Annotated in this window: 22 protein-coding genes; 5 read left to right on the top strand and 17 right to left on the bottom strand. The window is 34.2% G+C overall.

Translation table 11 applies throughout. From position 1 onward, the window contains the following. Nucleotides 1-27 precede the first annotated feature (27 nt). From CRN91_RS02265 to CRN91_RS02210, 12 genes are all read right to left on the bottom strand, one after another. The gene (locus tag CRN91_RS02265; protein WP_114114838.1) at nt 28-612 is read right to left on the bottom strand and encodes a hypothetical protein; all 585 of its coding nucleotides are present in this window, start codon (nt 610-612) and stop codon (nt 28-30) included. A gap of 191 nt (nt 613-803) precedes the next feature. Continuing rightward, nucleotides 804-1,088 (bottom strand): hypothetical protein, encoded by a 285-nt coding sequence (locus CRN91_RS02260; protein WP_114114837.1) that lies wholly within the window; start codon nt 1,086-1,088, stop codon nt 804-806. A 129-nt stretch (nt 1,089-1,217) separates the two neighbouring features. After that, complete coding sequence (locus CRN91_RS02255) at nt 1,218-2,222, bottom strand: adenosine kinase (RefSeq protein ID WP_114114836.1); 1,005 nt, start codon at nt 2,220-2,222, stop codon at nt 1,218-1,220. A 29-nt stretch (nt 2,223-2,251) separates the two neighbouring features. Next, nucleotides 2,252-3,181 carry a 4-hydroxy-3-methylbut-2-enyl diphosphate reductase gene (gene ispH, locus CRN91_RS02250; protein WP_114114835.1) on the bottom strand — a complete coding sequence of 310 codons (930 nt, stop codon included), beginning with the start codon at nt 3,179-3,181 and terminating at the stop codon, nt 2,252-2,254. A gap of 35 nt (nt 3,182-3,216) precedes the next feature. Next, a complete protein-coding gene (gene accD / locus CRN91_RS02245) occupies nt 3,217-4,062 on the bottom strand; it encodes an acetyl-CoA carboxylase, carboxyltransferase subunit beta (RefSeq protein ID WP_114114834.1) in 846 nt (281 codons plus the stop codon). 12 nt (nt 4,063-4,074) lie between these two features. Then, on the bottom strand, nt 4,075-4,875 hold the full coding sequence (gene trpA, locus CRN91_RS02240; RefSeq protein ID WP_114114833.1) for a tryptophan synthase subunit alpha: 801 nt from the start codon (nt 4,873-4,875) through the stop codon (nt 4,075-4,077). Nucleotides 4,876-4,946: 71 nt separating this feature from the next. Beyond that, entirely contained in the window at nt 4,947-5,987 is a 1,041-nt protein-coding gene (hemE, locus tag CRN91_RS02235) for a uroporphyrinogen decarboxylase (protein WP_114114832.1), read from the bottom strand. A 112-nt stretch (nt 5,988-6,099) separates the two neighbouring features. Continuing rightward, nucleotides 6,100-6,312, bottom strand: coding sequence for a 50S ribosomal protein L31 (gene rpmE, locus CRN91_RS02230; protein WP_114114831.1), 213 nt, complete (start codon nt 6,310-6,312; stop codon nt 6,100-6,102). Between the two features lie 39 nt (nt 6,313-6,351). Then, nucleotides 6,352-6,579, bottom strand: a complete 228-nt coding sequence (locus CRN91_RS02225; RefSeq protein ID WP_114114830.1) for a BolA family protein — start codon at nt 6,577-6,579, stop codon at nt 6,352-6,354. 56 nt (nt 6,580-6,635) lie between these two features. Continuing rightward, nucleotides 6,636-7,919 (bottom strand): inorganic phosphate transporter, encoded by a 1,284-nt coding sequence (locus CRN91_RS02220; protein WP_114114829.1) that lies wholly within the window; start codon nt 7,917-7,919, stop codon nt 6,636-6,638. Nucleotides 7,920-7,929: 10 nt separating this feature from the next. Next, nucleotides 7,930-8,610 (bottom strand): TIGR00153 family protein, encoded by a 681-nt coding sequence (locus tag CRN91_RS02215; RefSeq protein ID WP_114114828.1) that lies wholly within the window; start codon nt 8,608-8,610, stop codon nt 7,930-7,932. A 251-nt stretch (nt 8,611-8,861) separates the two neighbouring features. Further along, a complete protein-coding gene (locus CRN91_RS02210; RefSeq protein ID WP_114114827.1) occupies nt 8,862-9,527 on the bottom strand; it encodes an MIP/aquaporin family protein in 666 nt (221 codons plus the stop codon). A 79-nt stretch (nt 9,528-9,606) separates the two neighbouring features. Here CRN91_RS02210 and glmU point away from each other — a divergent pair, with 79 nt between their 5' ends. The 3 genes from glmU to CRN91_RS02195 are packed head-to-tail and all read left to right on the top strand — an operon-like array spanning nt 9,607 to nt 13,043. Next, a complete protein-coding gene (glmU, locus tag CRN91_RS02205; protein WP_114114826.1) occupies nt 9,607-10,962 on the top strand; it encodes a bifunctional UDP-N-acetylglucosamine diphosphorylase/glucosamine-1-phosphate N-acetyltransferase GlmU in 1,356 nt (451 codons plus the stop codon). Nucleotides 10,963-10,989: 27 nt separating this feature from the next. After that, nucleotides 10,990-12,156: an MFS transporter gene (locus CRN91_RS02200; RefSeq protein WP_114114825.1), complete on the top strand. Its 1,167-nt coding sequence runs from the start codon at nt 10,990-10,992 to the stop codon at nt 12,154-12,156. A gap of 56 nt (nt 12,157-12,212) precedes the next feature. Next, nucleotides 12,213-13,043, top strand: a complete 831-nt coding sequence (locus CRN91_RS02195; protein ID WP_114114824.1) for a TauD/TfdA dioxygenase family protein — start codon at nt 12,213-12,215, stop codon at nt 13,041-13,043. Nucleotides 13,044-13,046: 3 nt separating this feature from the next. Here CRN91_RS02195 and metC read toward each other — a convergent pair whose 3' ends face one another. The 4 genes from metC to polA form a co-directional block, all read right to left on the bottom strand. Then, entirely contained in the window at nt 13,047-14,213 is a 1,167-nt protein-coding gene (gene metC / locus CRN91_RS02190) for a cystathionine beta-lyase (protein ID WP_114114823.1), read from the bottom strand. Nucleotides 14,214-14,294: 81 nt separating this feature from the next. Beyond that, nucleotides 14,295-17,453 (bottom strand): UvrD-helicase domain-containing protein, encoded by a 3,159-nt coding sequence (locus CRN91_RS02185; RefSeq protein ID WP_114114822.1) that lies wholly within the window; start codon nt 17,451-17,453, stop codon nt 14,295-14,297. After that, complete coding sequence (argS, locus tag CRN91_RS02180; protein ID WP_114114821.1) at nt 17,450-19,198, bottom strand: arginine--tRNA ligase; 1,749 nt, start codon at nt 19,196-19,198, stop codon at nt 17,450-17,452. The genes CRN91_RS02185 and argS overlap by 4 nt, the downstream gene beginning before the upstream one ends. Nucleotides 19,199-19,323: 125 nt before the next feature. Next, a complete protein-coding gene (gene polA, locus CRN91_RS02175; RefSeq protein WP_114114820.1) occupies nt 19,324-22,056 on the bottom strand; it encodes a DNA polymerase I in 2,733 nt (910 codons plus the stop codon). Nucleotides 22,057-22,167: 111 nt separating this feature from the next. On the opposite strand from polA, the gene CRN91_RS02170 reads away from it, so the two are divergent. Both CRN91_RS02170 and dapD read left to right on the top strand, forming a co-directional pair. Then, the gene (locus tag CRN91_RS02170) at nt 22,168-22,887 is read left to right on the top strand and encodes a metal ABC transporter ATP-binding protein (protein ID WP_114114819.1); all 720 of its coding nucleotides are present in this window, start codon (nt 22,168-22,170) and stop codon (nt 22,885-22,887) included. A gap of 60 nt (nt 22,888-22,947) precedes the next feature. Next, nucleotides 22,948-23,763: a 2,3,4,5-tetrahydropyridine-2,6-dicarboxylate N-succinyltransferase gene (dapD, locus tag CRN91_RS02165; protein ID WP_114114818.1), complete on the top strand. Its 816-nt coding sequence runs from the start codon at nt 22,948-22,950 to the stop codon at nt 23,761-23,763. A gap of 63 nt (nt 23,764-23,826) precedes the next feature. Here the strand turns inward: dapD and CRN91_RS02160 are convergent, their stop codons facing one another. Next, entirely contained in the window at nt 23,827-24,045 is a 219-nt protein-coding gene (locus tag CRN91_RS02160) for a hypothetical protein (protein WP_114114817.1), read from the bottom strand. Between the last annotated feature and the right edge of the window lie 3 nt (nt 24,046-24,048).

Raw genomic sequence — 24,048 nt, 5'->3', positions numbered from 1 at the left:
TCAAATTAAAGATATTTTATAAAGCCGCTATTTGGGAGGGACATGAGAAGGGGCAAAATATCGAATACCAGGAACTATTACAAGGGCTGCAAACAATAGAACACTCAAGCAGCCAAGAACATCTCCAATTAGATAATTTTTAATGAATTGCATAGCGTTAATTGATTGGGAGCCTTCACCCAGTGATGAAAGGTATGAATACACAAAAAATTTCATCAATGTATTATATAAAGCGGTAAGAATTGCTAAAAAAAGTAAGTGCTGAAAAACAACCTTTCCACCATCAAAAAAATTTGATAATTTGAAAAACTTCATGCTGGCAATAGCCAAAAGTGGTGCAAATGTTCCCACTAAATGAAGAATATTAATACCATCAAATGTTGAGTCATGAAACCAAATAGATGAAGCGGTAATAGCTAAAAAAACTGCTACAAAAATCCTAAAGCCAAATAAAAGATAACATAGGGAAACTGCACCAATAGGAAGCCATACAAGATTTCCAACAAATGGATAGGACTGGCCATTTATAAAGGTGATAAATACTACAACAAGAAAAGCCATAATATTATCTGAAAAAAAACTAAATAGCTTTTGTTGATTTAAACTTTCCATTAACAAAAATACCCCCTTTGTTATATAGTTTTTATATCACTGGTATAAGCTACCTAACGACATCGGCAACCTCTAAAGGGAGGATACAAACCTTTCTTGTAATTTATTAATCGCAGCTCTAAGGTTTTGAATGCGATTGCTCATGCTTTTTACAGTGGTCAGAGGCCTAATCCACTATTACAATTTATAAATTAATTTTCAAATCTTAAGATCATTTCTCTTTTATCAACAGAAGACTGAACTGCTGTAACTATATTATTGGTAGTTAAAAAAAGCACTGCCCTTTTAATAGTTGATAATGAATACTTTGAAAAATATGGATCATTCTTGATTGAAGTAATAGTTACATTAGTATTTGAAGTTATATACGAGAATACCGCTCTTTCAACTTCAGAATACTCAGTCAATCCAAAATCTTTTTCACATTCATCTAATGCTTTTCTGAGTTGGAATAATCTACTTACTGCTTTGTTCATCTAGTACTCCAAAATTTAAAAATGTTAATAATACCTACAATTAGCTTTAGATTTAAACAACTATAGGACCAGTAAAGTCACAATTATAGGCCAGAAAAGACTAGATTAAATTATAAATCTTAGAAAGTCTCAGTCGTGTATATTAAATTGCTGCTTAAGACTTATATACTCAATAACCTTAATTCTTGGGCCAAATTGGCTTACAACTCGAGCTGAAGAAGCATTTGCAAACTTTGCAGCCCATGAAAAATCTTTTCCTTGCTCTAGTGCATATAAAAAAGCACCAGCAAACATATCCCCAGCTCCATTGGTATCTATTGCATTCGACATAACACCTGGTGTATGAATGAACTTATTACCATCATATACTAATGATCCTCCAGGCCCCCTTGTAATAGCAAATGTCTTTGCATATTTTTTAAGAGATTCAGCAGCTGCCTCAACAGTATGAGTTCCTGTAAAGCTTCTTGCCTCATCACCATTACAGAATAAAAGATCAACACCACTTTCACCAATAATTTTTTTTATATTGTCTGCAAAAACCTCAACAATAAATGGATCAGATAGACTAATAGAAGTTTTAGTACCACTTTGCTTTGCAAAGTCCATGGCACTAAATGCAACAGATGTTCTTTGCTCATCTGTAACTACATAACCTTCAATATATAACCAATTAGAATTTGCTAATGACTCCTCATCAATCTCACGATATGATAGTTCGAGACTAGCACCTAGATAAGTATTCATCGTGCGTTCAGCATCTGGGCTAACCATCACTAGACACTTTCCAGTGATGCTATTTGATGGCTCTTCTTGATGAAAATCTACTCCAGCTCTTTTTAAATCTTTAACAAAGAATTTACCTTCATCATCATTAGCAACCGTCCCAGAAAAGAAAGCTTTAGAACCAAATCTACTTGCAGCTACAACCGAATTACAAGCTGAGCCTCCGCAGCTTCTTTTAACTGGAATACGCTGTGAGGTTAACGCATTAATTAAATAACGCTGACGCTCTTCATCAACAAGAGTCATTAACTCCTTATCAATTTTATTTTGATTTAAAAATGAATCAGATACTATTACCTCAGTATCTACAATAGCTGCACCTATCCCATAAATATTATATTTTTTCATAACACCTTTATCTAAAAAATTACTCTAATTTAAACTCTCAAAGTCGCTGGAACTGGAAAATTAACAAACTCTTCAGCACCACTAACTTCAACCACTTCATCTGCGCCATTTTCTATAAGAAAACTTACTACTTCTTGCACCAAAACTTCTGGTGCAGATGCCCCAGCTGTTACGCCAATTGAATTAATTCCATCCAACCAACTTGGATCAATATCACTTGTGCCATCAATTAGATATGCTGGCTTATTTGCATTTTCTGCTATTTCTTTTAAGCGATTAGAGTTAGAAGAATTCTTTGAACCAATAACAAGAAGCATTTCTGAACTCTTTATCATGGCTTTAACAGAATCTTGACGATTTTGTGTTGCATAACAAATATCACTCTTTTTAGGAGCCTGAATTTGAGGAAACTTACTCTTTAAACTACTAACTATTTGCTTGGTATCATCAACTGATAATGTTGTTTGCGTTGTGTAGGAAATATCCATATCTGCTGAAAAATTTAAACCATTGATGTCATCAATTGATTCTACCAGAGTGATTTTTTTAGGGTCACTTGACTGGCCTAATGTTCCTTCAACTTCTGGATGCCCAGCATGGCCGATAAGGATAACTTGATGATTTTGTTTTTGGCGACGAATAACTTCTTTATGAACTTTTGTTACTAAGGGGCAAGTTGCATCATAAATGGTAGCAGAAATTGATACAGCATCTTTTCTTACCATTTGTGACACTCCATGAGCACTAAAAATTACAACACTTCCCTCAGGAACTTGGTCAATTTCATCTATGAAAATTGCTCCCTTTTTTTTAAGGTTTGCAACAACGAATTTATTATGCACAACTTCATGCCGAACATAGATAGGTGCGCCATGTTTATCAAGAGCCCTTTCAACTATCTCAATTGCACGATCAACGCCTGCACAGAAACCTCTTGGATTGGCCAAAAATACTTTCAAAATTGATTCATTTTTTTCATATATTTATATATGATTTAATTTTTATGATTAAGCGCAGAAAGTATCTGGAATACTTTTTGTCGCAATTCTGATCGATGAACAATCATATCAATTGCTCCCTTCTCGAGTAAAAACTCACTTCTTTGAAATCCTTCTGGTAACTCTTCTCGAACAGTTTGCTCAACAACTCTAGCACCTGCAAAACCAATTCTTGCATTAGGTTCTGCAATTTGTACATCACCTAACATTGCCAGACTTGCTGAAACACCGCCCATAGTAGGATCTGTTAAAACAGAAATAAATGGAATTTTCTTATCGGCTAATAGTTTAACTGCAAGTGATGTTTTAGACATTTGCATCAGCGAAAAAAGGCCTTCTTGCATTCTTGCTCCCCCACTTGCTGAAAAGCACACAAAGGGCTGTTTATTTTCAATAGCAGCATCTGTAGCACGAACAAATTTTTCTCCAACTGCTGAACCCATAGAGCCGCCCATGAAATTAAAATCAAAAGCTGCAGCAACTATTGGCATTCCATTTAATAAACCTGATTTAGCAAGCAATGCATCATTCTCTTTCGTTCTTTTTTGAGCATCACTATAACGATCTTTATATTTTTTTTGATCCTTAAATTTAAGTGGATCTACAGACTTAATATTAGCGGCAATTTCTAACTGATTATCGCTATCAAGAAAAATCTCAAGGCGCTTTCTTGCTGAAATTCTTAAATGATGACTACATTTGGGACACACATAACTTAAACGCTCAAGCTCCTCTTGATAAAGGACCCGACTGCATTCAGGACACTTACTCCAAAGACCTTCAGGGATATTTTTTTTAGCATTTTTACCAATCGATGGTAATATTTTCTCCAACCAACTCATACTATTCCCTAATCAAGTAATCGCATTTGAGATCTCTTTTGCTAAATTTCCAACCTTCGTCACTAACTTATCTTTATCACTAGATAATTCTTCTACAATTGAAACAAGGGCACTTCCAACAATTACTGCATCTGCATTTTGACCAATTTGCTTTGCAATTTCTGCATTTTTTATACCAAAACCAACACCAACTGGAAGATGGATATAATTTCTCATTCTTTCAAGATGGTAATTAACTGAATCAACATTTAGATTTGCTGCACCTGTAACGCCCTTTAGGGAAACATAGTAAATATAGCCACTTGCTAATTTTGAAATCTGTTCCAAGCGCTCATCTGTTGTTGTTGGTGCTACTAAAAAGATTAAATCAATCTCAAAATTATCAAGTTCTTTTTTAAGATCCATAGCTTCTTCTGGAGGCATATCAACAACTAAAATTCCATCAACACCAGCTTCATCTGCCCTAATTGCAAAGTCCTTATAGCCATAAACTTCAATTGGGTTTGTATAACCCATTAGAACAATGCCAGTAGATTGATTATGTTCTCTAAATCTATCAACAAGAGCAAAAACATCATTTAAATTAATGCCATCAGCTACTGCTCTTTCATGAGATTTTGCAATTACAGGTCCATCAGCCATAGGATCAGAGAAAGGCATCCCAAGTTCAATGATATCTGCTCCACTTTCTGCTAATGTGAAAACTAGCGCTTCACAATTATCTAGACCACCATCACCAGCAGTAATAAAGGGAATAAAAGCTGTTCTATCATCAGCATTGAGTTTTTTAAAAATATTAAAAATTCTTGACATATATATAAATTAAATTGTTTTAACTAAATTTTAACATAGTGAAGCCTAAAGTCTTTTTAAGTGATTTAGTTTTATTTTGTATAAGAGTGAACTGCATCGACTAATACTTTCATACTATCTGGATTAACATCAGGAGTAATACCATGGCCAAGATTAAATACATGTCCGGTTTTTCCTTTAAATTGATCTAGTACTTTATGAGCCTCAGAGATAATAACCTCAGGTGAAGCATATAGAACTGAAGGATCAAGATTACCCTGAAGAGATACCTTTGAACCAATTCTTCTTTGAGCATCACCAATTTCAATTGTCCAGTCTAAACCAACACCATCACAGCCAGTAGCTGCAATTTGTTCAAGCCATGCCGCACCACCTTTAGTAAAAAGAGTTACTGGAATTCTTTTTCCCTCATAGGTCCTATGAATTCCATCAACAATTTTTGACATATATCTAAGCGAGAAGTTTTCATAACTATTCTTATTTAAAAGGCCACCCCAAGTATCAAAAATCATTAATGAATCTGCTCCTGCCTCAATTTGTGAATTCAAGTAATCGATAATCGTGTCAGCTAGAACATCTAGAAGTTTATGCATATGCTTTGGATTTTCATACAGAAGACCCTTGACCTTTGAAAATGCTTTACTTGTTCCACCTTCAACCATATAAGTTGCAAGAGTCCAAGGACTTCCTGTAAAGCCAATAAGTGGGACTTTTCCGTTAAGATTTGACTTTATTACTGAGACTGCATCACTTACATATGCGAGCTCACTTCCAACATCTGGCTTATATAAATGATCAATATCACTGAGCGTGTTAAGCGGTTTAGAAAATTTAGGTCCTTCTCCTTCAACAAAATGAAGACCAAGACCCATAGCATCTGGAATAGTTAATATATCTGAAAATAGAATTGCCGCATCTAAGTCAAATCGCTCAAGGGGCTGAAGGGTAACCTCACAAGCTAGATCACTAGACTTGCATAACGTTAAAAAATCCCCCGCTCTTTTTCTTGTAGCACGATACTCTGGCAAGTAACGACCAGCTTGTCGCATTACCCAAATTGGAGTTCTTGACACTTCTTTTTTTAGAAGCGCATTAATGTAGTCAAATGCCATTATATTTTCTCTATAAAAGATTGATTATAGTCATTCTTAAAGGTCTTTTTTATGTTTACTTCTGACACAAAAAAAGCCACAGTTGTGGCTTTAAGAGCAAATAAGTTATTATTTATCGCTTGTACGCACCATAACGAGACTTAAACTTCTCAACACGACCCGCTGTGTCCATAATTTTTTGTTTACCTGTGTAAAAAGGATGGCAACTTGAACATACATCAAGATGAAGCTCTTCTTTACCAGAAGTTGAACGAGTTTCAAAGGTGTTACCGCAACTACAAACTACTTTAATGTTTTCATAAGCTGGATGAATATCTTTTTGCATAACTATAATCTTAAAGATTTAAAGGAATCGAATTATATACTATCTCTCTTCAGGGGTAAATGTTTTGACACTCAATGCATGAAGCTCACCACTTTTGATTTCTTCTTTAACAACTGCAAGAACTGCTCTTTGCCTTTGCAAAAGTGATAGTCCTTCGAATAATGGTGACACAATTACTGCTGAGCAGTTACATCCATCACCCTCCATAGTAACTTCAGACTGCTCAATTCCTGACTCAAGTTTTTTTTGCACCTCTTCTAATGTCACAATAAGCCTCCGATAAATTACCAGTTAATTCAATCATTTTACTTAATTTAAAACAATTAAGATGAACCAAAGAAGCCCTTGAGTGCAAAGAAAAATAAAATCGACATTAATGCTCCAGCTGGCAAAGTGATAATCCATGAAAGAAAGATTTTATTAATGACCCTTAGGTTTAGTGAGGCAAGTCCTCTTGCAATACCAACTCCTAAAACTGCTCCAACAAGAACCTGAGTTGTTGAAACTGGAAGACCCGTATAAGAGGCAAATACAACAGTTGTTGCGGCAGCAAGTTCAGCAGAAAAGCCCCTGCTTGGTGTTAGCTCTGTAATGTTTTTACCTATAGTTCTCATTACTCTAAAGCCAAAGGTTGCAAGTCCAAAAACGATTCCTCCACCACCAACTAAAAGAATCCAAGAGGGTAGTACGCTTTTGGAAACAATTTCACCTCCCGATGCAACAATACTATAGACAGCAGCCAAGGGGCCAATAGCATTTGCAACGTCATTAGAACCATGTGCAAAGGCCATTGAACAAGCGGTGATAACCATCAACCCACCAAATAATTTTTCCATATTAGCATATGAGAAATCACTATCGTCTGCAGGATCTGTTTTAATACGTCTAAGAATAATTGCTGCAATAATAGACGCCAATATTCCAACACCAACTGCAATCAACATACTTGTTGGAAGATCCTTACCAAGATGCTTTAATGAATCAACATGTTTTAGGCCTTTTAATAATGTCACTAATGAGAGAACAAAGCCAACAAAAAACACATAAAAAGGAAGATATTTTTTAGCGTTTTCGAGAGGATTCTCAGTATCTATAACAAGGCGCTGAAGACTTTTAAATATAATGATTGCCATTGTGCCTGCAATTAAAGGTGAAATCACCCAACTTGCAATTATTGCGTATACCTTACCCCATGAAACAGCCTCTACCCCTATACCAACTGCACCAAAACCAACAATTGCTCCAACAATTGAATGAGTTGTGGATACTGGCCAACCCAGTGATGAAGCTATAAGAAGCCATGTTGCAGCTGCTAATAATGATGCAAGCATACCGTAGACAAGTAACTCTGGGTTAGATGTGAAAGCACCAGCATCCAAAATTCCCTTTCGAACTGTTGCAGTAACCTCACCACCAGCCAAAACAGCGCCAGCAAATTCAAAAATAACAGCAATAATTACAGCTTGTTTAAAAGTAATAGCTCCAGATCCAACTGAGGTTCCCATTGCGTTTGCTACATCATTAGCCCCGATACCCCATGCCATAAATAAGCCAAAGCCAATAGCCAACATAATAAGAATATCGGTGTTTTGTAAGATGATTTCCACGTTAAGCCCTCTACTTAGTTAACATTACTTCAAAACGTGACCCTACTTTTTGAGCGGCATCCGCAGTTTCACCAAGCCACTCAATAGCTCGGTAATAAAACATCACATCAATTGGGGGTAATGAAGATTCAAGCAAAAATAGTTTATTGCGAATTACCTCTTGAGCAACATCAGTTTGATGCTCTAGTTCATTTACTTTTTTAATCATTTTGTCAACAATTTTGCGCTCTCTGCTACTAAATGCAGTTTCTAGTAACTCATCAAGCTCATTTATTGCAACTAAAGCAGCTTCTGAGGTCTTAATGCAAAGCTTTGATAACTCAATAAAATCATCAGCAAACTCTTTTGGAAAAACCATACGACGAGACATCATTAAACCTGCTAAATCTTTAGTAATGTTAGCAATTGAATCTTGAATTAATAGAACATCTAATAGGTCTCTACGAGAAAAAGGCATCATAAATGTACTTGGTAAATTCATTCTCAACTTTTTCTTCAAAGCATCTGCTTTATTCTCTTTCTTACTGATTGAAGTTTGGGCTAATTGAGCCTTTTCCCAGTCCATTACATTTGCAGCTTTTGCAAAAACACCAAATTCCTTAATACACGAATGAACTTGCTTCATGTGTTGCTGTAAGGGGCTTATTGGTGATTTGCCAAATAGGCTTGTGATATTATCTTTTCCAGTCATATTTCTAATCTAGTCCTTAGTAGTTGTAGTTAAAAAATAGCAAAAAAAACAAAAAAACTCTAATAATTTATGTTAAAAAATGCGCATTATAATTACTATTTTTTGAAAGTAGATAAATTTTTTAAAAAAAATTTCTTAAGTTTAAATTTATTCAATAACTTAAATTATAACACTTGAAAATCCTTACTGTTTAGAAGGCTTTTAATATTATCATATCCTAAAAGTCATTGAATATTTTTCAATTGAAACTATCAATCAGATTGGAAAACTTTCAAGAATATTAAAGCTGCAAAAACAGAGCCTAAAATAGTTGCAATAATATATATCCATAGATTTTCAAGATTACCACTTATAATTGCTGGACCGATACTCCTAGCAGGGTTCATACTTGCACCTGTTATTGGTCCTGCAAACATTGACTCTAATCCAACTGTCAAACCAATTGCTAAACCAGCAAAATCTTTAGTTGCTTTTCCATGAACTGCAGATGAACAGATAACAATCATTAATATAAAAGTCATTATTAACTCAAAACCAAAAGCTTGAACTAATGAACCACTTGGAAGAGTTGCACCAAGATAACTCACTTCAGATACGTTTATAAAATTTTCATTTAATAATAAATAAAGACTTGAACTCGCTATAACCGCTCCTAATATTTGCGCAAAAATATATGGAAAAACATTTTTCCGTTCAAATTCGCCCATTGACCAAAAAGCAATTGTTACTGCTGGATTAAAATGAGCTCCAGAGACATGTGCAAAGCTATATATCAAAGCAACAATAACAAATCCAAAGGTAAGAGCAATACCAACATGACCAATAGCACCTGCAATATCATTAATCATTATTGCCCCTGTTCCCGCAAAAACAAGAATGAAAGTGCCAATTAATTCTGCAAACAATTTTTTACGCATTTGATCTTATGAGTATTTAAAGGGTAACATTATACTAAGAAAATCGATAAATATAATTCCAAGAAATTACCTATTCAAAATGATTAATACCATTATATTAGCTGCTGGGCAAGGCACGCGCATGAACTCTAAGGTTTCTAAAGTTCTTCATTTAGTTGGTAATAAGGTAATGCTTCAGCACGTCATTGATGCATCTGATTCAATAACTGATTCTATTCATATTGTTATTGGTCATAACTCTGATTCTATTCAAAAAGTAATAAATAATAATACTATTAATTGGGTATATCAAAAAGATCAACTTGGAACAGGACATGCTGTTCAACAGGCATTACCTAATATTAAAGATGGCTCCATTTGCGTAATTCTTTATGGCGATGTGCCACTTATAAAAACTAGTACTCTAAAAATATTAATAGAACAGGCCAAAAACTCTGACTTCTCAATTCTGACAGTTATTCAAAAAGATCCTTCAGGTTATGGTCGAATAATACGTGGACCAAGTCAATTAATTCAATCTATTATTGAACACAAAGATGCCTCAGAAAGTGAACTTAAAATTGATGAAATCAATACTGGCATAATGGCAATAAGAGGAAGTTTGTTAAAAAAATACCTAAACCAAATTAAGCCAAATAACTCACAAGGTGAACTATACCTTACTGATATTGTTGAAAAAGCAGTAGAAGATAATGTTAATATTACTTCATTAATTTGTGATGATTCTTCTGAAGTAATGGGTATTAACGATAAAAATAATTTAGCAGAAGCCGAAAGAGCTTTTCAATTACGTCAAGTGAAAGGCTTTATGTCTAATGGACTGACAATTAAAGATCCCAGTCGTTTTGATTGTCGAGGAAACTTCACCTTTGGAAATGACTGTATTATTGATACCAATGTCATCCTTGAAGGTGATAATGAAATTGGCAATAATGTCACAATTTCTTCGAATTGTACCTTAAAAAACGCTAAAATCTCCGATAATACTATTATCTTGTCAAATTCTATTGTTGAAGATTCAATAATTGGAACACATAGCACTATTGGACCTTTTGCTCGCATTCGTCCTGGAACTAATGTTGGCAATCATGCAAAAATTGGTAATTTTGTTGAGGTAAAAAAATCCTCTATTGGCAATAACTCAAAGGTTTCACATTTGAGTTATATTGGTGACAGTTCAGTAGGCAATGACGTCAATATTGGTGCTGGTGTAATAACTTGTAATTATGATGGTGTCAATAAGCATCAGACAGTTATTGAAGATGGTGTTTTTATTGGATCAAATAGTCAATTAGTTGCACCAATTAAAATAGGTAAATATGCAACTATTGGAGCTGGATCAACAATCACCATGGATGTTCCAAGTGAAAAACTTACTTTAAGTAGGAACAAGCAAACAACCATTTCTCGATGGAAGCGACCAAAGAAGAAATAACCTCTCTACTTCATAGGACTTAGTCAAATGTTTAATCTTCCAAAAAATGTATGGATTTTGACTGCTTGTCAATCTCTATTCATGTCTCTAAGTGTCTTTATGGTTTTTGTCGCAGGCATAATTGGTAGTGGCCTCTCTCCAATAAAAAGCTTATCAACTTTACCTGTAGCTACAATTGTTGTAGGTACAGCTGTTAGTGTTATTCCAGTCATTAAATTAATGTCAATATTTGGCCGAAAAAAAGTCTTTTTAAGCGTATGCATTTATACTATTTTAATAATAGGTCTTAGCATCTTATCAATAATATACGAGTTATTTTTTCTATTTAGTTTCTCAAGCTTGTGTCTTGGTGCAAGTGTTGCAACAATGATGCAATTTAGATTTGCAGCTATTGAGAGCGTTGACCCTGAAAAAAGGCCTTTAGCAACTGCTGTAGTTATTCTTGGTGGACTTATTTCTGCATTCATTGGGACTGAGATTGCTACTTTAGGAAAAAATTACTTTGAGACTGATTTTGTTGGATCATTTACTATTCTGGCATTTTTATTTGTTATTGCATTTATATTAATGAGCTTCTTTAAACCAGCTGCAAAATTCAAAGAGCAAACTAGCCAATCCAAAAGATCATTATTTGATATCATCAAACAAGGCTCTTTTTTAGTTGCAGTCTCTGCTGCAACAACTGGTTATGTTGTTATGAGTTTTATTATGACTGCTACTCCAGTTAGTATGCATGTCATGGATGGTTTCTCACTTCATCAGACGAAGGTTGTTTTGCAGAGTCACGTAATTGCAATGTTTCTCCCTTCTTTATTTACCGCCTTTCTACTCAAATATATAGGACTCACTAGAATGATGCTACTTGGTGTTGTATTATTTTTTACTTCAATTTTTATTGCATTTAGTAGCCATGCACTGAGCTACTACTGGTGGTCTTTAGTTCTTCTTGGTTTAGGCTGGAACTTTTTATTTATTGGTGGAACAAACCTTCTTCCAAAATCCTACAACGAAAATGAAAAATTTCAAGTTCAATCCATTAATGATTTTTTAATTTTTGGCCTTCAAGCCCTTGCAGCACTTTCTGCGGGCTGGTTTGTATTTAATTTTGGCTGGGAAGTTGTTCTTATTTCAACTATACCTTTATTATTTTTTCAATTATTTATTCTTATATGGTGGTTGAAGAAAGGTAACTAATCGTTGTTTTTCTTTTTATAATAAAAATGTTTCAAACAATTTATGATTATTAAAAAATGTTTAAAGTAGAGGCAATTACCCCTTCAATTGGAGCAGAGATATCAGGAGTATCTCTAAGTAAAGATAGAAATAGTGAAACTATTGATAAGATATATAACGCACTTATAAAATATCAAGTTATCTTTTTTAGAGATCAAGATATATCCCCAGAGACACATTTAAAGCTAGCAGAGAGCCTTGGTGAAGTAGATCCTGGTCATCCTGTTTATCCGCATGTTCAAGATTATCAAAGTATTGTCTTACTAAAAAATGATGCAAATACTAGGCCTGACACCGATGATTGGCATAAAGATTTGACCTTCAAAAATAACCCACCATTTGCCAGCATTCTTCATGGTGTTGATGTTCCAAAGGTGGGTGGCGATACACTTTGGGCGAGTATGAGTGCTGCGTATGATAGTCTTTCAGATGGATGGAAAGAACACCTAGATGGCTTGGAAGCAATTCATGATATGGGTACTTTCAGAAATGACTATTATAAAGATGGAGGAATTGAATCTGTTAATAATGCCTTAAAAAAAGTTGGCTCAGCAGTTCATAAAGTGATTGAGACACATCCTATTTCAGGCCTAAAATACTTAAATGTAAACCAATCATTTACTCGAAATATTGTCAATGATAGTCAAGGGAAAAGTGATCCTATACTTCAATTCTTATTCCAACATATTACTAAACCTGAATTTCAAGTAAGGTTTCACTGGCAAAATAATTCTATAGCTATTTGGGACAATAGAATAACCCAACATTATGCAGTTTGTGACTATCTGCCTCAATCTAGGCACATGCAACGAGTTACAGTTATTAATGATAAAAGAGATAGATCCTAAAAACTAATCAAGAACACTAAACCCTTGTTTTAGATCTGCAATCAATTGTTGTGAATCCTCGAGACCAATACTCAAGCGGATAAGATGCTTACCATCATGAACCCACTTTCCATCTCGTTTATAGGTTCGTGCAGTTAATAGACTCTTATAACCACCCCAGCTAAAGCCAAGAGCAAACATTTCAAGTGAATTGACAAACAAACCAATTTGTTCCGTCGAATATGCTTTCTTAAATGTAAAAGAAAATAGCCCAGATGCACCACTAAAATCTCTCTTCCATAAAGAGTGTTGAGGATGAGACTCTAATCCTGGATGAATCACAGAATCAACAATATCTTGCACTTCTAACCATCTTGCAACTTCATAGGCAGATTTTTGATGAGCCTCTAATCTAACTTTTAGAGATCTTAATCCTCTCAGAGCAACATAACAATCTTGAGGGTTTGTGTAGTTTTCAACTGTATTAAAATAATCAGCAAATTGATCTGCATACTTTTCATTTACAGTAGCACAACCCATTAAGATATCAGAGTAGCCTGAAATATATTTAGTTACAGATTGAATTGCAATATCAATCCCATGATCTAAGGGCTTTAAAAAGAGTGGAGTGGCCCAAGTACTATCCATTATTATCATAATGCCAGCTTTTTTAGCCACCTTAACAATTGCAGCAATATCCTGTATCTCAAAGGTATTTGATCCAGGTGATTCTAAAAATATCAGTTTGGTATTTTCATTTATATACTTACTAATTTCAGATCCAATACTTGACTCGATATGAGTTGTCTTGACATTGTATTTTTCAAGAATTTTATGGCAAAATCTCCCTGTTGGTCCATAAGCATTGTCACAAAGAAGTATCTCATCCCCACTTTGAGTAAATGCCATTAATGTATTTGTAATTGCACTTATTCCAGAGGGGAATGCATAAGATTTATAACCATTTTCAAGCTTACAGATTGCTTCTTCAAAGGCCTTTTGAGTTGATAAACCATGAGTCCCATAGTCAACACCAGGATAATCACCCTCAAGAGCTAACTTCATGTCCTCAAAATTCTCAAATAAAACAGTAGAGCCACTCTGAATAGTTGGGTTAATAGTTCTTATTTCCCTTCCACCATAACTACGAGTATAGTCATTCCATCCAACAATCTCATTTTGCTTAGTCATATAAATAAAGGTTTACTAAATTGGCAATTATCATAGGTGGAATTGTAAGCTTTGTCCAGTTATTTTCTACTTAAATAGTGTCTAAAGAATTATTAACTGACTAATAGCTGGGCAATATATGGCTAGTCTTGATGGTAGCTTAAAAATATCTTCAAGAATCTCTTGATATTCAATTATTTGCTTTAAATGTGATTTTTTTTGACGCTCAATAAATGAACTAATAGATTCTCCTTTTCCAAGGGGTGCTGTTTTGAAATCAATAATCCACAAAACATCATCTTCAATAAATAATCGATCAATAATTACAGTTTTATTGAAACTACTATATTCAGCTTCAACTTCAGTAGATACTCTCTTTTTAAATAGCCAATCAAAATCTTCATCACTGCTTGTATTTTGGAGTAAATCATAAACTTCTTTGCAATAAGATTTAATTAATTTTTTAGGAAGCCCATACTCTTCAAACTTAATTTCAATACTTCGAATTGAAGGATCAAATTCATTATGTTCTAGATAATAATGAACTATTGAGCCTAGTGCACTTCGATAAATTAGCTCAATATTGTTAGTATTATTTTTTGACTGATTTTCATTAATATTTCTTTTAGAAATTAATGTAAGTTTTTTATATCGAGATAATTTTGGTGCCTTAGATTCTTTTATAATTACCTCAGATTCACTTTCAAGATCTTCAATTTTTTTTTCATAGTAATGACTTAAAAATGCAAGCATTGAGTTACTATTCACCTTTCCTGTTTTTTTAATGCTTCCTAGTAAGTAAAGTTTTTCTTTAGCGCGAGTCATAGCTACATATAACAATCGCATTAATTCGAAATGGGATTGTTGTTTTTTTAAATACTGTAAGTAGAGGTAGGTTTGGCTTTCATTTTTTTCAGATGCTGATTTAATTGGCGCAAGCAAAATATTATTGTTTGCAATCTCTTGAAATTGTATTAAAGCTAGTGAATCACTTTTCCCACTCTTACCAAGGCCTGGCAGAATAACAGTATCAAATTCAAGTCCCTTTGCTTCGTGAATAGTCATCAGTTTTACTTGAGCTAGCTGAGATGGTGCATATTTATCTTGAAGCATTAATTGGATTGCTTTAATATTTAAAGTTTGATTTACCTCACAGATATTAAGAACATTTAGAAACTGAGCTTTTATAATTCTTTGTTGCTCACTTAATTCATTATCCGCAGATAATTTACTCAAAGCATAACTAAAACGCTCAACAAAAGAAAACTTACCTTCACTTAAAATTACCTCTTCAATTGCATGATATAGATGTTGAGATCTTTTAATTCCATCTTCACTTAATTGATTACTTTGCAATTGATGAAAAATAGTTATTTCCTTTGACTCACTAATAATTAATAGGTCCTTTAACAATAAGCCACACCAAGGTGAACGAAGAAGTGCAAGCCATGCAAGCTTATCAGATAGGCTGAGTAATGCTCTAGCCAAACTTATTAAGTCTTTAGTGAAAAGATTTTCTATAAGAGGCTCAGTTTTAATAGCTTCAAAATTAATTCTATGGAACTGAAGAGATCTAATTATTTCCTTTAGGTGTGACCTAGACCTCACCAAAACGGCAATTTCCTGTTCAGAATCATCTCTAAGTGAGTCATTAATGATATCAATAACTTTCTCGGACTCTCTAACATCTTGGCCTATATTGAAGGGATAAAAATTGACAGCATTAATAGATTCTTTTTGAGAAGCAGAACTAGATTTGGAAAATTGAATGGCATCAAATAAAGTCTGATTTTCTTTAGGAAAAACTTGAGTAAAAATATTATTGTTTATATCCACAATACTCTTATTCGACCTAAAATTTGAGGTGAGAGTTAATGAATTAATCTTAAGATTTCCAATGCTATTTTTAATTACTTGAAGAAAAATCCCAACCTGAGACTCGCGAAACTTATATATTGATTGCATTGGATCACCAACAAGAAATATGGTCTTAGCATCATCCAAGCTCCAATTTTCAACTAATTTTTCAATTAAATTAAACTGGGAATATGAGGTATCTTGAAACTCATCAATCAAAAGATGTTTAATTTGATAATCGAGCATTAACGCAATATCACTAACCTCTTCCCGTGAATTTAGGGCAGCAATAGCTTGCATCAAGACCTCTGAATAATCTTGAACGTTTTGTTCTTTAAAAATAATATTTAACTCAGCTACACTAAGTTTTAGTACCTTTGCAATATCATTTATATGAACACTCGTTGACTTTTCTATAAAAGCACTTGGTAGATTAGTTAAATCATTAAGTATTTTTTTAAATGAGCTAGCTGAACCCAACTCCTCTAAAATTATTTTTAAATATGCTTTCTCTTCTTTTAGTTCTGGCGGAAAGCCAATTTTTTTATCAACATTTTTTCGCCAATTGCCATCTTTTGTCAACAGCAGTTCAGCAATACTTTGCCACTGACTCAAATCCTCTAGATTACAATTAGGAAGTTTAAGAATTTTATTAATGTCATCTCTTTTATTTGTCCTAAGTAGATTAAAAAACTTAGGGCTTAATATTTCATTTGCAGTTTTGCGTAAAACTTTAAGATGATCAATAATTATTTCCTGAGCAGTTTGTTCTAAAGATTTAGTATTAAGAACACCTTGACGATAGAGTTTGGTCAGCCACTGTTCACGCTTTTTTAGCATGTGAACTATGAGCTTACAAAATCTTTCAACATTATTATCAAGGTATAAAAAAACTGTGGAAATACATTTTGTATAATCCTTATCATCTATATTTTTTATTGTATTCTCTGCTACTTTTTTATATATTTCTTCAGATTCATAACTGTCGGTCATGGTTCTTGGGGGGATAAGTTGATCTAATGAGGGATATCTTGAAACAATTAGACTAGAGAGAGAATCAAAAGTTACTATTTTTATTCTAGAGGGATGATTGAGCAAATCCCACTTATTTTTTCTTGATTGCTCCATAACTTGCTTTGCAAGTTGAAAAGTTGTTAGCTTATGTTGCTCTGTAGGAACAGTCATCTTAACTTGATTCAGAGCATTAATAATTCGATGTTTAAGCTCATCAACAGCCTTATTAGTAAATGTCAATACCAAAACATTTTCTGGCTGGTCAGCACAACCAAGGAGTTTTAAATAACGCTGTGTAATAAGCTCTGTTTTTCCTGAACCTGCAGGAGCTTGAACAATAAAAGACTCACTTATATTTAGTGCCTGGCCTCTTTCTTGTTGATCATTCACATCGATTCTGGCGCACTCACCCCAAGAATACTTAAGCCATTCGAAAGAACTTGTTTAGTTGCAAGGACCAATGATAATCTTGCCTGAGAGAGATCTTGATCCTCCATGATAAAAGGGCAGGCGTTATAGTAACTATGAAAATATGTCGCTAAATCACGTAAATAGTATGCAAGCTGATGGGGTTCATATTGAAGTGCAGATGACTCAATTACGCTCCTGTAACGACTAAGCTCTCTTAAAAGAGTTTTCTCATTTGCCTCAACAAGAAGTCCTAAGTTGACTTTATCATGATTAAAGACAAGACTTTTTTCTTGAACTTGTCTAAAAACAGAACAAATTCGGGCATGCGCATATTGAATATAGAAAACAGGGTTCTCATTTGTCTTAGATTTGGCAAGATCAAGGTCAAAATCCATATGTTGCTCCGATTTTCTCAAAATATAAAAAAAACGCGCAGCATCATTTCCAACCTCATTTCTTAACTCTTCCAAAGTAACGAATGAGCCACTTCGTGTTGACATTTGAACTTTTTTACCACTCCTGTAAAGGTTGGCAAATTGAACCAAAAGGATTTCTAATTTTTCAGGATCATGATTAAACGCTGCAATTGATGCTTTAACCCTTGCAATATAACCATGATGATCAGCACCCCATATATTTATGACTTTGTCATAACCACGCTCAAATTTTTCAAGATGATATGCAATATCTGAAGCAAAATAAGTATGATTACCATTCTCTCGAACTACCACCCTATCTTTTTCGTCTCCATACTGAGTTGTCTTGAACCATAGTGCACCATCCTTGTTATAGACATGATTAGAATCTTGTAATTTCTTAATACTATCTTCTGAAAGGCCATTATCAATCAAAGATTGCTCTGAAAACCACTTTTCAAAAACAACTCCAAATTCAGATAAATCATCTTTTATACCATTAAGGATACTTTCTATACCAACATCAAATATTGATTTGAATCCAGCACCTAAAATCTCTTTTGAACTGGCAATTAACTGATCAATATGAGATTCCTTATCCCCACCTTCAAGACCATCTTTACATATTCCATCAAATAGAAGATTAGATTTTTTTTGAAACTTATCGCCATATTTTTCTATAATTTTGCATGCAATATCTTCAATATATTTTCCCTGGTATCCATTATCTGGGAATCTCAGTTTTTCTCCCTTCAAAGCCAGATAGCGCAAGAAAATACTAACCGTCAGAATATCCATCTGTCGTCCAGCATCATTGACATAATATTCGTTATCAACTTTAAATCCAACCTTTCTTAATAAATTAGATATAGTAGCCCCATAAGCTGCTCCTCTGCCATGTCCAACATGCAATGGCCCTGTTGGATTTGCAGAAACATACTCTAATAGAACACTTTGTCCCTCTCCAATTGTTGAAGAACCAAAATCTTCCTTAATTTTGATAATTTCGTTGATGATAGAACTATTTGATTCATCTGATAGAAAAAAATTTATGAAGCCTGGTCCAGCTATTTCAGTTTTTTTAATGAAATCAACATCTCCTAGATGTTCAATAATGCTTTGAGCTAGTTCTTTTGGATTTGTCTTAGCTTGTTTTGCCAATACCAAAGCAATATTGGTTGCATAATCGCCGTGACTTTTATCCTTAGTATGATCCAATCTAATCTTTTCAGGTAAATCTGAAATTAAGCCCTGCTCTATTATCTTGGCAATAGATTTAAAGAGGAGATTTTGAAGCTGTTCTTTCATTTTTAATTGATTAATAATGTAATTAGGTTCCAGGAGCTATTTTAGTTTAACTCGATAATAAACTCTTACTCAAATTTAGCTTTAAAAAAATAATCTGATAATATGTAATCCATAAAAGTCTTGCGCTAATGAGCCTCTTGCCAGTTTGATCCTATTCCTACATCAACATCTAATGGAATGCTTAACTTTAATGTTTCAGCCATCATAGATCTTATAATCTCAGCATACTCAATTGATTTTTCTTCTTGAACTTCAAAGACGAGCTCATCATGAACTTGCATTATCATCTTAATGCCATTATCTTCAGCATCAATCCATGCCTGAATATCCAACATTGCTTTTTTTATAATATCAGCAGATGAACCCTGCATTGGAGCATTGATAGCTGTTCTAAGAGCGTGCTGTTGAAGCATTTTATTTTTTGCATTAATCTGTGGAAGATATAATCTTCTGCCTAAAATAGTTTCTACATAACCTTGTGACTTTGCCTTTTCTTTAGTTTCATCCATAAACTTTAATACACCAGGATAATTTTCAAAATAACCATCGATATATTGTTTGGCTTCCGTTCGAGAGACATCAATTTGTTTTGCTAAACCGAATGCACTCATGCCATAAATTAAACCGAAATTAATTGCTTTAGCTTTTCTTCGTTGGTCCTTGGTAACTTTGTCAAGCTCTGTATTAAAAACTTGTGCAGCAGTTGAGCGGTGGACATCAACATTATTACGAAATGACTCTATTAAACTTTTATCTTCAGAAATATGGGCCATTATTCTTAATTCAATTTGTGAATAGTCAGCTGCTAAAATTACATTACCCTTATTTGCAATAAAGGCTGATCTTATCTGAGCCCCTTGTTCTGTTCTAATTGGAATATTTTGAAAATTTGGCTTTGATGAGGATAGCCTGCCAGTTGCTGTAACTGCTTGATGATATGAAGTATGCAAGCGCCCAGTATTTCTGTTAATTTGTTTAGGTAATGCCTCTAAATAAGTAGAGTTTAATTTTGTTAATGTGCGATAAGACATAATTAAATCAACCAAAGGGTGGTCTAATAACTTGAGCGCCTCTTCATTAGTTGATGGCTGACCTTTTGCTGTTTTCTTTTTTGGCTCCAGTCCAAACCCCTCTTCACTAAAAAGGATTTGTTGGATTTGCTTAGGAGACTCAAGATTGAATTCGTCGCCAGCAATCTCAAACGCTTGAGCTTGAATAATATTCATTTCAGCTTTAATTTCAACTTGCTGGTTAAATAGTGACAACTCATCTACAAGAGCTCCATTTCGTTCTAATTTCAGCATTATCTCAATTAAAGGAAGCTCTATATTTTGATAGAGTGCCATTAGTTTAGGATAACGCTCAAGCTTATGATCTAATAATTTATTAAGTTCATTAGTTACAATAACATCCTCACACGCGTAAGGCATCGCTTCATCAATATTCACCTGATTAAAGGTTAATTGTTTTTTTCCACTTCCAGCAACATCCGCATAATGAATTGTTTTATGCCCGAGATAATATTCTGATAAATCATCCATGTTATGTCTGGTTGCCACGGAATTTAAACAATAAGATTTCAGCATTGTGTCATCACTAATACCGTTTAGATTGATTTCAATATTTGCTAGAATATGTGCATCATATTTTAAGTTTTGACCAATCTTACCAATACTTTTATTTTCAAGAATTGGTTTCAATGCATCCAATACTCTTTGACGAGAGAGTTGCACTGGAGCATCTAAGTAATCATGCCCTATGGGAACATAATAGCTTTCTTTTTCCATTAGAAAAACAAGGCCTACAATCTCTGCTCGCATATAATCAAGACTATTTGTCTCCAAGTCAAAAACAAAAACCTCACTGTTAGAGAGCTTGGTTAGCAGTAATGAAAAATCATCTTCATTAAGAATAAGACTTTGAGAGTAGCTATCAATATCAAGATTAGTAGTTTTTTCTTGAGCTGGACTTTCAACTATCTCCTTTTCTTGCACAACTTCAGGCTCTTGAATTTCTCCTAGTTGTTTAAGCCACATTGAAAAACCATATTCTTTGTAAAGCTCTACTAAAACTTCCTTTTTCTCTCCAGGTTCTTTTTCAAAGATATCAAACGGTAACTCAACATCAAACTTGAGTTTCACTAATTGGTATGAGAGGTCTAATAAATCAAATGATTCTCTTAACTTTTCACCTACCTTACCTCCAATTTGACTAGCATTCGCTTTAACACCCTCTACATCATCATAAAGTTTAAGCCACTTTGAAGCAGTTTTAGGACCAACACTGGGAACTCCAGGAATATTATCTGAAGCATCACCACTTAATGCAAGTAAATCCAAGACTTGCTTAGGCATGACACCCATTTTTTCTTCAACATCCTCTTCAGCGTATAACTTACCCTTCATATCCAGTTGTTTTATTTTTCCACCAACTAATTGAAAGAGGTCCTTATCTCCACTAGCTATAATAGTTTCAATATCTTTTTCACTTGCGAGTTTTGCAAGCGTTGCAATAACATCATCTGCCTCTACACCAGCCTCACAAATAAAATGAAAACCCATAGCTCTTACTATGTCGTATAAAGGTTCAATTTGGACAACTAAATCATCTTCAGCTGGGCCTCTATTAGCCTTATATTCAGGAAAAATATCGTGACGAAAGTTAGAGCCTTTTGCATCAAAAATCATAATAATCTTAGCATCTTTATATTGCCTCTGAAGATGCTTAATAGCATTTATTACCCCAAACATGGCCCCAGTAGGAAAACCACCATCATTTGTTAAATTTTGAGATAAAGTAGAGAAGTAAGAACGAAACAAGAACGCTGATCCGTCTACTAAAATGAGTTGCTGTGTCATGACGTAATTTTACCTGTAAACAAGCTTTTATTTTTAGTTACTCTAGTACTCATTGCAATATACCTGTAATATTTTCAAGCCATATCAATAATTGTTAGATAAAATATAGCAATGCCAAACGCCCTCATCAATGTTAACAATATTAGCTTAAGTCATGAAGGAAAAAATATTCTTGATAATGTCAGCTTCAAGCTTCATCCTGGAGAATTTATAACCTTAATTGGGCCAAATGGTGCAGGTAAAAGCTCTCTTATCAAAGTATTACTTGGAATTATTAAACAAGACAGTGGTGAGGTTATTCGAAATGATCATATTAAGTTAGGTTATACCCCACAATCTTTCTCAGCAAATCCATACATTCCTATCTCAGTAATAGATTTTTTAACCCTAAACCAACGACTGGATAATAATTTTACGGAAGAGACATACAAACTAACAGGAATAGAAGATTTAATAAATCTTCCACTTAAAAATCTATCAGGTGGTGAATTACAAAAAGTACTTCTAACAAGAGCTCTTTTGAATAAACCAAATGTTTTAATTTTAGATGAACCAGCGCAAAATCTTGATGTAGATGCGCAAATACAACTTTACAAATTAATTCAAGATATTCACCAGAAGCAGAATTGTGCAGTCTTAATGGTCTCTCATGATCTCCACCGGGTTATGAAACAATCAACTCAAGTTCTATGCCTATACCATCATATATGCTGTGAGGGACTTCCAGAATCTATACTAAAGGATGACCAATTTAACGATTTATTTGCAGATCAAATTCACGACCTAATGGCTACATATGAACATCATCACAACCACCAACACGAACATTAGAGGGGGCCTTTCAGAAATTCTGACTGGTATAATCAATTTTTTTTTTATTTACTTAGAACTATGAAAGATATTATTGAAGCAGCTTTCGAAGATCGTGCTAATTTGAATCCAGATTCTGCAACTAAAGAAGTTAAGGATGCTGTGAATGAGGCAATTTACTTACTTGACTCTGGGAAAGCTAGAGTGGCTGAAAGACAAGGTGTAGGAGATTGGCGGGTTAATGAGTGGTTAAAAAAAGCAGTATTACTGTCCTTTAGACTTGAAGACAATACACCCTTATCTGGAGGATTCACTCAGTATTATGACAAAGTTCCCTCTAAGTTTGCTAATACTTCTAGTGAAGAGTTTGAAGCTGCTGGAGTTAGAGTAGTTCCACCAGCAACAGCAAGACGTGGATCATATATTGCTAAAAATACTGTTTTAATGCCGTCTTATGTAAATATTGGTGCTTATGTCGATTCTGGAACAATGGTGGATACCTGGGCTACTGTTGGCTCCTGTGCTCAAATTGGTAAAGATGTTCATCTATCCGGTGGTGTTGGAATCGGTGGTGTTCTTGAGCCATTACAGGCAAACCCTACTATTATTGAAGACAATTGTTTTATAGGTGCAAGGTCAGAGGTAGTGGAAGGTGTAATCGTTGAAGAGGGTGCTGTCATATCTATGGGTGTCTATATTGGACAATCAACAAAGATTTTCAATCGATTAACGGGTGAGGTGAGTTATGGCAGAATTCCTGCAGGTTCCGTAGTAGTATCAGGCAACCTCCCATCCTCAGATGGAAGCTACTCACTCTATTGCGCAGTTATAGTCAAACAGGTTGATGCTAAAACTAGGTCTAAGGTTGGAATTAATGAGCTGCTAAGAGGCATTTAAATTTATTCAGGTATTAAAAAACCCGCCTAATGGCGGGTTTTTTATTGAGTTAATATGAAACGTTTACCTTTTGAAGATTTGGTACAACAATCCTGCTGTAATTAAACCAACTAAGCCAGCACCACCAAGGGCACCAATCATATCCGTTAATCTAGCGACCACATCACCAGGAAGAAATGAAGCGCTTGAGCCAAATATTACTTGAACAACTACTGCAAGTGCTACAAGACCGACACCTGCTTCAGTTAACTTTTTAATCCAACCAGTTACATTGCTTAACATATT

The sequence above is a fragment of the Candidatus Thioglobus sp. NP1 genome (assembly GCF_003326015.1).
GTDB classification, from domain to species: Bacteria; Pseudomonadota; Gammaproteobacteria; order PS1; family Pseudothioglobaceae; genus Pseudothioglobus; species Pseudothioglobus singularis_A.
The sequence above is the reverse complement of the archived record's forward strand: the minus strand, read 5'-3'. Positions and strand labels throughout refer to the sequence as shown.

Excerpts from the sequence above, each read along its gene's own strand:
- CRN91_RS02265 (WP_114114838.1), bottom strand. The coding sequence starts at position 612 with ATGGAAAGTTTAAATCAACAAAAGCTATTTAGTTTTTTTTCAGATAAT.
- CRN91_RS02260 (WP_114114837.1), bottom strand. The coding sequence starts at position 1,088 with ATGAACAAAGCAGTAAGTAGATTATTCCAACTCAGAAAAGCATTAGAT.
- CRN91_RS02255 (WP_114114836.1), bottom strand. The coding sequence starts at position 2,222 with ATGAAAAAATATAATATTTATGGGATAGGTGCAGCTATTGTAGATACT.
- accD (WP_114114834.1), bottom strand. The coding sequence starts at position 4,062 with ATGAGTTGGTTGGAGAAAATATTACCATCGATTGGTAAAAATGCTAAA.
- trpA (WP_114114833.1), bottom strand. The coding sequence starts at position 4,875 with ATGTCAAGAATTTTTAATATTTTTAAAAAACTCAATGCTGATGATAGA.
- hemE (WP_114114832.1), bottom strand. The coding sequence starts at position 5,987 with ATGGCATTTGACTACATTAATGCGCTTCTAAAAAAAGAAGTGTCAAGA.
- rpmE (WP_114114831.1), bottom strand. The coding sequence starts at position 6,312 with ATGCAAAAAGATATTCATCCAGCTTATGAAAACATTAAAGTAGTTTGT.
- CRN91_RS02215 (WP_114114828.1), bottom strand. The coding sequence starts at position 8,610 with ATGACTGGAAAAGATAATATCACAAGCCTATTTGGCAAATCACCAATA.
- CRN91_RS02210 (WP_114114827.1), bottom strand. The coding sequence starts at position 9,527 with ATGCGTAAAAAATTGTTTGCAGAATTAATTGGCACTTTCATTCTTGTT.
- glmU (WP_114114826.1), top strand. The coding sequence starts at position 9,607 with ATGATTAATACCATTATATTAGCTGCTGGGCAAGGCACGCGCATGAAC.
- CRN91_RS02200 (WP_114114825.1), top strand. The coding sequence starts at position 10,990 with ATGTTTAATCTTCCAAAAAATGTATGGATTTTGACTGCTTGTCAATCT.
- CRN91_RS02195 (WP_114114824.1), top strand. The coding sequence starts at position 12,213 with ATGTTTAAAGTAGAGGCAATTACCCCTTCAATTGGAGCAGAGATATCA.
- metC (WP_114114823.1), bottom strand. The coding sequence starts at position 14,213 with ATGACTAAGCAAAATGAGATTGTTGGATGGAATGACTATACTCGTAGT.
- argS (WP_114114821.1), bottom strand. The coding sequence starts at position 19,198 with ATGAAAGAACAGCTTCAAAATCTCCTCTTTAAATCTATTGCCAAGATA.
- polA (WP_114114820.1), bottom strand. The coding sequence starts at position 22,056 with ATGACACAGCAACTCATTTTAGTAGACGGATCAGCGTTCTTGTTTCGT.
- CRN91_RS02170 (WP_114114819.1), top strand. The coding sequence starts at position 22,168 with ATGCCAAACGCCCTCATCAATGTTAACAATATTAGCTTAAGTCATGAA.
- dapD (WP_114114818.1), top strand. The coding sequence starts at position 22,948 with ATGAAAGATATTATTGAAGCAGCTTTCGAAGATCGTGCTAATTTGAAT.
- CRN91_RS02160 (WP_114114817.1), bottom strand. The coding sequence starts at position 24,045 with ATGTTAAGCAATGTAACTGGTTGGATTAAAAAGTTAACTGAAGCAGGT.